This window comes from Dorea sp. 210702-DFI.3.125 (genome assembly GCF_020560945.1).
Taxonomy (GTDB): domain Bacteria; phylum Bacillota; class Clostridia; order Lachnospirales; family Lachnospiraceae; genus Dorea; species Dorea formicigenerans.
On sequence record NZ_JAJCNF010000050.1, the window covers coordinates 1 to 8,181 of the forward strand.

Below are 8,181 nucleotides of genomic sequence, written 5' to 3' on the forward strand. Positions count from 1 at the left end.
TCGGCAAAATCGACTGACCTTTCTTTTTTACCCAACAATATCTTTAATTAAGGGAAACGGGTAGATCATTTCCGGATGTGGCAATTCTGGAAGACCTTTGTCAGGAACTTGGAATTAGTGTGAGTGAACTGCTGGCGGGGAAAAAAATTGAGGCAGAGCATTACCAGGAAGAGACAGAAAAAATATTAGTTTCCTCCATCAGTAAAGCGCAAATGTATGGATATCAGATCGCTCTTTATGGGTTGCTATTGGCAGTAATGCTATTAATTTACGTGCCTGTTTTCATATTAAAAAACAGACTGAATATGGGAATTTATATGATCATTGCTGTGTCAGTTATCGTTTTCGTGAGCATGGTATATCTGAATCACAAAATTCCGGGAAAAGAATTCAGAAATTCTAATATTTGGCTGGAAGGCTTCCGTGGAGGAATTGTTTTTGCTGTGATTATGGGGATGGATTTCGCTGTACAAGATAGTCTGGGTGGAGTGAGCCGAAATGACATGCTTGCAATTGGAATTATCTGTGCGATTGGATTGTTTATCAGTATAGGAGCAGGCATACTTGGCGCAGAAATCAGAAGACAGAATATGAAGATAAAATAGAGATTTTTTTCAGAATTTTGAACAAAATAAAATTGCTTATTTTTATATAATAAAGCTGTAATAAATATGATGCATTTATTACAGCTTTATTATTTGAAGAAATTGATGGAGGTATTAAAATGATTAAATTTTCAAGAAGTAATGAAAAATATGGTTGTTTTAGTAATTTTTATCCATGTTCTGTAGAGTATGGAGGTATTGTATATCCTAATTCAGAATGTGCATGGCAATCACTTAAAACATTGGATATGGAGAAGAGAAAGAAATTTGCAACATATAAGGCGGCTGGTGCCAAGAAAATGGGAAGACGGGTTGAGCTTCGTTCGGACTGGGAAGAAGTAAAATATCAGCTTATGGTCAATGTGTGTTATGCAAAATTTTCTCAGAATAAGGAATTGAAAAGTATATTGCAAGCGACAGGAGAGGAAGAACTTATTGAGAACACAACTGCATGGCATGATAATGTTTGGGGAAATTGTGAGTGTGAACGTTGTAAAGAAACAGAAGGAAAAAATCTTTTGGGAAAGGCACTGATGGAAGTAAGAAGTAAGTTAAAATAAGAAAGGCTGAATGTTATGAAAATATAGAGTATAATAAAAAGTAGTTTTTCAACGTTAAGTGAATTTTCAATTATGATAGCGGAGGGTTTATACTATGAGAAAAAAATATAATGAATCGGATATTAGAAATGACTACAGAAGGCTGACAAAACTTTTGATTGAGCGGGGAATGACAATTTCGACTATGGAATCTGCGACTTCTGGGCAGATTGCATCGCTGATTACAGACACAGAAGGCTCTTCGGCAGTGTTAAAGGGGGCATTTGTTACATACTGTAATGAGGCGAAGATTATGCAGGGTGTGCCGGCTGAGATTCTGGAGAAGTATACGGTATACTCAAAAGAGACGGCAGAGGCAATGGCGAAAGCCTGTGCGAAAGTGTACGAGGCAAATATTGGAATCGGAGTGACCGGAACGATGGGAAATGTGGATCCTGCGAATCCGGAGGCATCTGTGCCAGGGCAGGTATATTTTGCAATTACCTTAAATGGAGAAGCGAAGTCTTATTATATTGAATTGCAGCCGCAGCCTACAAGGCTGGCTTATAAGCTGGCGGTTGCGAAAGAAATTTATGATTCACTGATGGAGAGATTAGAAGATTAACTTTTATGTCATGCATTTGCATGACGCGTACCTCGTAACAAGAATACCAAGACATTCTTGAATAGTAAGGAATAGTTGTGGTGTGAGATAAGGAGGCAGGCTGTTAAGAAGAAAGAATATGAAAAATGTATTGAAAAAGTTGATAATGAAAAGATGAAAGAGGCTTTGATTCAGGCGTTTGATAAGGATTTCCCAAGAATTATTGAATTGTGTGATGATGATTATACTGTAGTGCAGATATTTGTCTCTCTTTTTGAAATGCTTGGAGAAGTCCAAAAAGTTGGAATGGAAAATGTGTCATTTGAAAAATATGTAATTGGAAAAGCGTTTCCGGATTATTTAAAATTATTAGTTGGCTGGCTGGATTGTATTTCATCGAAAGAAGAGAAGGATAAAATTTTTGAAATATTTGATTATGTAATAAGAGATATTGTAGTTGAGTTTACTTGTAAGGGATTGAAAAAAGGAAGTATTACAAGAGAGATGGTGAGGCAGTGGATTTCAGGAACGGATGAAAAGGAAAAGATTGAGAGAGCGTGTGAAAAAGGAAATGCTTATAAGAATTTGTTAGAGAGCTTTCATGATTTGGATGAGGAAGACAAACTAGAAGAGATCATAAAAGGTGTTTTTGAGTTACGTGATTTTTTAGAGATAGTAAATAAAAAATATGATGAGAACAATGAAATGTTAGATGTACTTGAAGTGACGGACACGGATGAATTTAGCGATAAACTGGATGTTATCTATTCTTATGTGACTTCAATTAAAGAAGAGGTTGCAAAGTTATTCGAGATTGCGAATAGTTACAGTAAAAGCTTTGATATCTAGGCAAACACGATTCGGAAAAGAATAGAAGTCATTAAAAGTGGGATGCTCCCACAGGCGTTGGTCTTTTTGCAATGGTAACGATGAATACAAAAGTTCTTTACGTTATAAAAAGTACCCTTGTGATACCAATCTGAAATCCGGTGAGCACGAACTTCTTTAGATATAGTTGTTGGATCTTTATATAGAAATGCTGCAATGTCTTTAAAGGGAGTCCCTTTTGCCAGTTCATTTTCAATATAGAGCCGATCATTTAAAGTAAGATGTTTCTGGTTCCCTGGTATATAATTACTCATAATGCTTCTCCTTCTACTGCTGTCAGAAGGAGTACTAACTATAACATGATTGTATGAAAGAGTAAATATCTACTGTGCGAGAGTAAATTCCACCGTCCAATGGAACGATGGAATTTAGAAATTCATTTTAGGTTTTGTAAATTGTTAAAAGAATTATATTGTTATATGATTTCGTAAGTGATATACTTAAACATAAGGAAAACCGTGTGAAATTACAGTTTGCTTTTTGCACGGTTTCTTTTATACATGACGGTTAGTTAAAACTAATAAGAGAACGATGTGAAAGTACTTTTGACTATACAGAAAGGAATACATAATGCTAATGAATGTTTTTGAAGGTATACTGATTCCATTTGTTGGAACAACGCTAGGTGCAGCATGCGTGTTTTTATGAGAAAAACACTTAGCAAGTTACTGCAACGTGCACTTGCTTTATCACTTGGAATTGCTATCCAGAATTTTCCAGAAGGAGCGATTATATCCATGCCGCTTAGGGCAGAGGGTGAAAGTAAGAGAAAGGCATTTCTGGGAGGTGTACTTTCAGGAGTCGTTGAACCGATTGGAGCAGTAATGACGATTCTTGTCGCACAGCTGGTAATCCCGGTATTACCATATTTACTCAGCTTTGCAGCAGGAGTTATGTTATAGTCGTGGTTGAAGAACTAATTCCGGAAATGTCTCAGGGACAGCACTCGAATATCGGTACGCTTTTCTTTGCACTTGGATTTAGTTTGATGATGATCTTGGATGTGGCACTGGGGTAAGAGGAGAGGAATGATTCTTATGAGAATATTGATTTATGGTGCTGGTGTGATTGGATCCTTGTATGCGGCTTTATTTGCAGAAGCCGGTTATGATACAAATATTTATGCCAGAGGTAAAAGACTTGAGGCTTTAAGAAATAATGGATTGCAATATAAGAAAAATCAGGAAGTAATAAAGGCAGAGATTAGGATTCTTGGAGAACTACCAAACAATGATATTTATGATTTTGTCTTGCTTACTGTCCGGGAAAACCAGCTGTATGAAGCACTTACTGAATTGAAAAATAATAAAAGTAATACGATTGTTACAATGATAAATTCACTGGACAGTTACAATAAATGGGAAGACATTGTCGGAAAAGGAAGAATATTACCGGCTTTTCCAGGAGCAGGCGGAAGTATAAATGATGATGGTATCCTTGATGCAGCACTTACTCCAAGGTTGATTCAGCCGACAACATTTGCAGAAATATCAGGAAATAAATCCGAAAGAACTAAGCAGTTTTCAGAGATATTGAGGCATGCTCATATACCGTACCAGAAAGTAACGGATATGCATCTATGGCAGCTTTGTCATCTTGCTATGGTGGTACCGATTGCGGATGCGTATTATGAATCAGACGATCCGGAGAAAGTAGAAAAAGAATGGAAAATCATGAGGAAAACAGCAGAAAGGCTGAAAAGAAATTTTAATTTTTTGCGAAAACAAAAGGGTAAACTGTCACCATGGAAAATGAATATTTTTCGCTTTTTACCCTTGCCAATTTTAGCGAATATGCTGGTAGTTACATTTGGAAGCAGTTTTGGAGATAAATTTATGTATCAACATGCTATGAAGGCACCAGATGAAATGAGGGAATTGCATAAGCAGTTTTATGCTTATATGAAAAAAATGAAGAAATGCGGATGCAAGGCGAAAAAGGTACAGTGATTGGAGAAAAAAGCATGAAAAATGAAGAATATAAAAAATTGTCAATTAAAGAGTTTACAAAAGCAGCAGGAAGATATGAAAGTAACCATGCTGGCATTTACGAAATGTGCAAGAAAGATTATCCGGATATTCTGGAAGAATTAGAGAAGGAGCCATTTAGAGATTTATTAGATGCAGGCTGCGGACCTGCTCCGATGATTTCTTTATTAGCAGAAAAATATCCAGACCGGCATTATACAGGACTGGATTTGACTCCGGCAATGATTGAACAGGCAAAAAAGAAAAATATTCCAAATGCAACATTTGTTGTAGGAGACTGTGAGAACTTTCCTTTTGAAAAGGATTCATTTGATGCAATTATTTGTTCTATGAGCTTCCATCATTATCCGGATCCACAGGCTTTTTTTGACAGTGTGAAAAGATGTCTTCGCCCAAATGGAAGATTGATACTGAGAGATGTGACCAGTGACAATAAAGTATTGGTATGGCTAATGAATACATTGGAAATGCCGTTGGCAAATATATGCGGACATGGAGATGTCCAAGTGCCAACAAGAGATGTGGTCATAAAATGTTGCAAAAAAGCAGGATTAAAAGTAGAAAAATTTGAAATTCGTAAAGGTATGCGAATGCATTGTGTTGTGAGAAAACCTATGGGAAAGGCGATAGGAAATGAAAGATAAGTATCTTAGGGAAACACGAATGGTTGATTTTTCTAATCCGGCAATTCAAAAACTTATTCAAAATATGAAATGGAAGGAAATGGGTGAATTTGAAAGGATTAAGGCAATCTACAACTATGTAAGAGATGATGTTTTATTTGGATATAATATTGATGACGGAATTTCAGCTTCAAAAGTACTTGCAGATGGTTATGGACAATGTAATACAAAAGGAACTTTATTTATGGCACTTTTACGTGCCTGCAATATTCCATGCAGAGTACATGGTTTTTCGATTGATAAAAGATTGCAGAAAGGGGCTATGACCGGGTTTGTTTACCGTAATGCTCCAAAAAGTATTTTCCATAGCTGGGTAGAAATTAATTTCGAAAATCAGTGGTACGAACTGGAAGCTTTCATTTTGGATAAAACATACATAAAGAAGTTACAGGAACAAAATTCGGAATGTACAGGTGCATTTTGCGGTTATGGAGTAGCAGTCAAGGATTTCAGAAATCTCATTATTGAGTTTGATAGGAACAATACTTATATTCAGAGCGAGGGAATCAATCAGGATTTTGGTGTTTATGATTGTCCAGATGAACTGTTGAAGGAACATCATCAAGAAATTTCAGCCTTTAAAGCATTTGCTTATAGACATATTGGAAGACACCTCATGAATCGTAATATTAGGAAGATTAGAGAACGATAGTTTTAAGCTTTTAGATACCGTTGTCAGTATGAATGGTTTTCATGCATTTCCTGACAAGCAAAAAGCATTTCATGAAATATGGCGTGTTTTGAAACCAGGCGGCGATTTCATTGCCTGTTTTTATATCAGGGGAAAATCGAAACGGACAGATTGGCTGGTAAAAAATATTCTTGCAAAGAAAGGGTGGTTTTCGCCACCGTTTCAGACGGAGAAAGAACTGAGAGATATCCTTCAAAAACTATATAAAGAAACGGATATCCATGTTGACGGTTCTATGGTATATTTCCGTTGTGTGAAGTAATGCAATGATGCTGGATTTATAATAAAGTTTCAGATAATAAGTCTGGAACTTTATTTTTGTCTAAATGGATTATTGCCGTCCGTTCAGGTCTGGATAATGCTCGATTCTCATGTTAAGATAATAGAAAAGGTTTCCCTAAAATTGTGGTAAGAAAAGATATGGGGAAGCGTTGGTATGATGATAACGGCATTTTGAACATCAATGTGATTGATCTGGAGACATTTCGGATTGCGTAGGGAACAGAAGAAAATCGTGGAAGGACGAAAAATAGGGATTGCCCATTTTTAAAACAAACAGAAATACAAATCGTTAATTTGTAAGAATAGAAAGGATAAAGAAATGACGGTTCAACAATTAAAATATATTTTGAAGGTAGCAGAAGTTGGCTCTATTACCGAAGCTGCGAAACTACTTTTTATATCACAGCCAAGTCTCTCCAATTCCATCAAAGAAACGGAAACAGAAGCTGGAATCACCATCTTTCTTCGTAGCAGGACCGGAATTACTCTGACAAAAGATGGTGCTGAATTTCTCGGTTATGCCCGTCAAGTGATACAGCAGATGGAACTGCTGGAGGATCGGTATGTTACAAATCTTCCGGGAAAAGTGACATTTGGAGTATCTTCTCAGCACTATACTTTTACGGAAAACGCTTTTGTGGAGTTAGTTAAGCGTTTTGGACAAGAACGATACGCTTTTTATTATAATGAAACCGGAACACATCAGATATTGGATGATGTGAAAAATCGTGTCTGTGATTTAGGCATCCTTTATTTATCGCATGAAAACGAAGTCGTCATGCGGAAAGTGATAGAGGAAAACCATCTGATGTTTACCGAGTTATTTTCAGCAAAGCCTCATGTTTTTTTGCAAAAAGATCACCCATTGGCATCGAAAAAAGTAGTTTCCGTCCATGACCTTGCACCTTATCCGCGGCTAAACTTTGTACAGGGAGAGTATGAATCTGTCTATTTTTCAGAGGAACTATTCAGCTCCATCCCGGTGGATAAGGAAATTCGGGTCAATGACAGAGGGGCTATTGTCAACTTCATGCTCGGACTGAATGCCTATACTATTTCAAGTGGCATTTTCCCGAAATATTTGAACGGAGAAAATATCATCTCCGTTCCGCTTGCAGAAAATGAAACAATGCATATTGGATATGTGTTGAATGAAAATCAGGAATTAAGTGAACTTGGAAAAAGCTATCTGGAAGAATTACGGAAATATGCTCCAGCCAATCCATAGTCATAGGCTATGGATAATCATATAAAATAGGTGTTATGTATGTACCGCTGTTTGCTGATATAATAACAGCAGAAAGGTGGTTGATGATTATGCCTATGGTGGTACTGAGCAATTTTCTGATTTATTGCGTTATAAATGCCTTTACTCCGTGACCGGGAAATATTCTGGCATTAAATACCGTAACATACTATGGATATAAAAAAGGAAAGCCACTGTTCTTTGGAATTTTTGCAGGCTACTATGTAGTACAAATCTTATGCGCAATTTTTGTATATGGAGTTAATTCTTTGCTTCCAAATGTAATGGAAGTGATGAAGTACATCGGAGCAGCCTACATCCTGTGGCTTGCGATTCATATTGCTTTCAGTAAGCCGTCAACAGAAAACGCAGAGCAATCGGCATCGTTTCTGCAAGGCTTCATGCTGCAATTTGTCAATGTGAAGATCTATATGTTCGGAGTTACCGCACTAACGGGTTATGTTGTAGGATATATGTTCTCTTTTCCGGCTTTGCTGTTTTTTGAGTTGGTTATTGCAACGATTGGAACAATCGCAACCTGTACTTGGATTGGCTTAGGCGTGCTGATTCAGAAGTTTTATCTGCGGCATTTCCGTGTTATTAACTCAAACTTCCCACACCAATAAGGTGTGCTGAACCTTGATAACTCTATATT

General features: G+C 36.8%; 11 protein-coding genes and 1 pseudogene. 11 read left to right on the forward strand and 1 reads right to left on the reverse strand.

Annotation, left to right across the window (positions count from 1 at the left end; all coding sequences use genetic code 11):
• Window positions 1-77 precede the first annotated feature (77 nt).
• The 4 genes from LI164_RS15135 (at window position 78) to LI164_RS15150 (ending at window position 2,597) form a co-directional block, all read left to right on the forward strand.
• On the forward strand, window positions 78-605 hold the full coding sequence (locus LI164_RS15135) for a hypothetical protein (protein WP_117649840.1): 528 nt from the start codon (window positions 78-80) through the stop codon (window positions 603-605).
• 119 nt (window positions 606-724) lie between these two features.
• Window positions 725-1,165, forward strand: coding sequence for an NADAR family protein (locus LI164_RS15140; RefSeq protein WP_005330859.1), 441 nt, complete (start codon window positions 725-727; stop codon window positions 1,163-1,165).
• A 94-nt stretch (window positions 1,166-1,259) separates the two neighbouring features.
• Window positions 1,260-1,769 (forward strand): CinA family protein, encoded by a 510-nt coding sequence (locus LI164_RS15145; protein WP_005330860.1) that lies wholly within the window; start codon window positions 1,260-1,262, stop codon window positions 1,767-1,769.
• Between the two features lie 75 nt (window positions 1,770-1,844).
• Window positions 1,845-2,597 (forward strand): hypothetical protein, encoded by a 753-nt coding sequence (locus LI164_RS15150; RefSeq protein ID WP_005330861.1) that lies wholly within the window; start codon window positions 1,845-1,847, stop codon window positions 2,595-2,597.
• Here LI164_RS15150 and LI164_RS15155 read toward each other — a convergent pair.
• Window positions 2,594-2,890, reverse strand: coding sequence for a helix-turn-helix domain-containing protein (locus tag LI164_RS15155; protein ID WP_227087351.1), 297 nt, complete (start codon window positions 2,888-2,890; stop codon window positions 2,594-2,596). The two genes, LI164_RS15150 and LI164_RS15155, sit on opposite strands and share 4 nt — an antisense overlap.
• A 423-nt stretch (window positions 2,891-3,313) precedes the next feature.
• Between LI164_RS15155 and LI164_RS15160 the strand changes: the two are divergent.
• The 7 genes and pseudogenes from LI164_RS15160 to LI164_RS15190 all read left to right on the forward strand — a co-directional run.
• Window positions 3,314-3,654, forward strand: a pseudogene (locus tag LI164_RS15160) (ZIP family metal transporter); the annotation flags it as partial.
• Window positions 3,655-3,673: 19 nt separating this feature from the next.
• A complete protein-coding gene (locus tag LI164_RS15165; protein WP_040015266.1) occupies window positions 3,674-4,585 on the forward strand; it encodes a ketopantoate reductase family protein in 912 nt (303 codons plus the stop codon).
• A gap of 14 nt (window positions 4,586-4,599) precedes the next feature.
• The gene (locus tag LI164_RS15170; protein WP_040015267.1) at window positions 4,600-5,268 is read left to right on the forward strand and encodes a class I SAM-dependent methyltransferase; all 669 of its coding nucleotides are present in this window, start codon (window positions 4,600-4,602) and stop codon (window positions 5,266-5,268) included.
• Window positions 5,258-5,959, forward strand: a complete 702-nt coding sequence (locus LI164_RS15175; RefSeq protein ID WP_005330866.1) for a transglutaminase family protein — start codon at window positions 5,258-5,260, stop codon at window positions 5,957-5,959. Before LI164_RS15170 ends, LI164_RS15175 begins: the two co-directional genes overlap by 11 nt.
• Complete coding sequence (locus tag LI164_RS15180; RefSeq protein ID WP_227087352.1) at window positions 5,934-6,260, forward strand: class I SAM-dependent methyltransferase; 327 nt, start codon at window positions 5,934-5,936, stop codon at window positions 6,258-6,260. The genes LI164_RS15175 and LI164_RS15180 overlap by 26 nt, the downstream gene beginning before the upstream one ends.
• A 339-nt stretch (window positions 6,261-6,599) precedes the next feature.
• Complete coding sequence (locus LI164_RS15185) at window positions 6,600-7,508, forward strand: LysR family transcriptional regulator (protein ID WP_005330869.1); 909 nt, start codon at window positions 6,600-6,602, stop codon at window positions 7,506-7,508.
• Between the two features lie 164 nt (window positions 7,509-7,672).
• A complete protein-coding gene (locus LI164_RS15190; protein WP_227087353.1) occupies window positions 7,673-8,152 on the forward strand; it encodes a LysE family transporter in 480 nt (159 codons plus the stop codon).
• The last annotated feature ends 29 nt before the right edge of the window (window positions 8,153-8,181 follow it).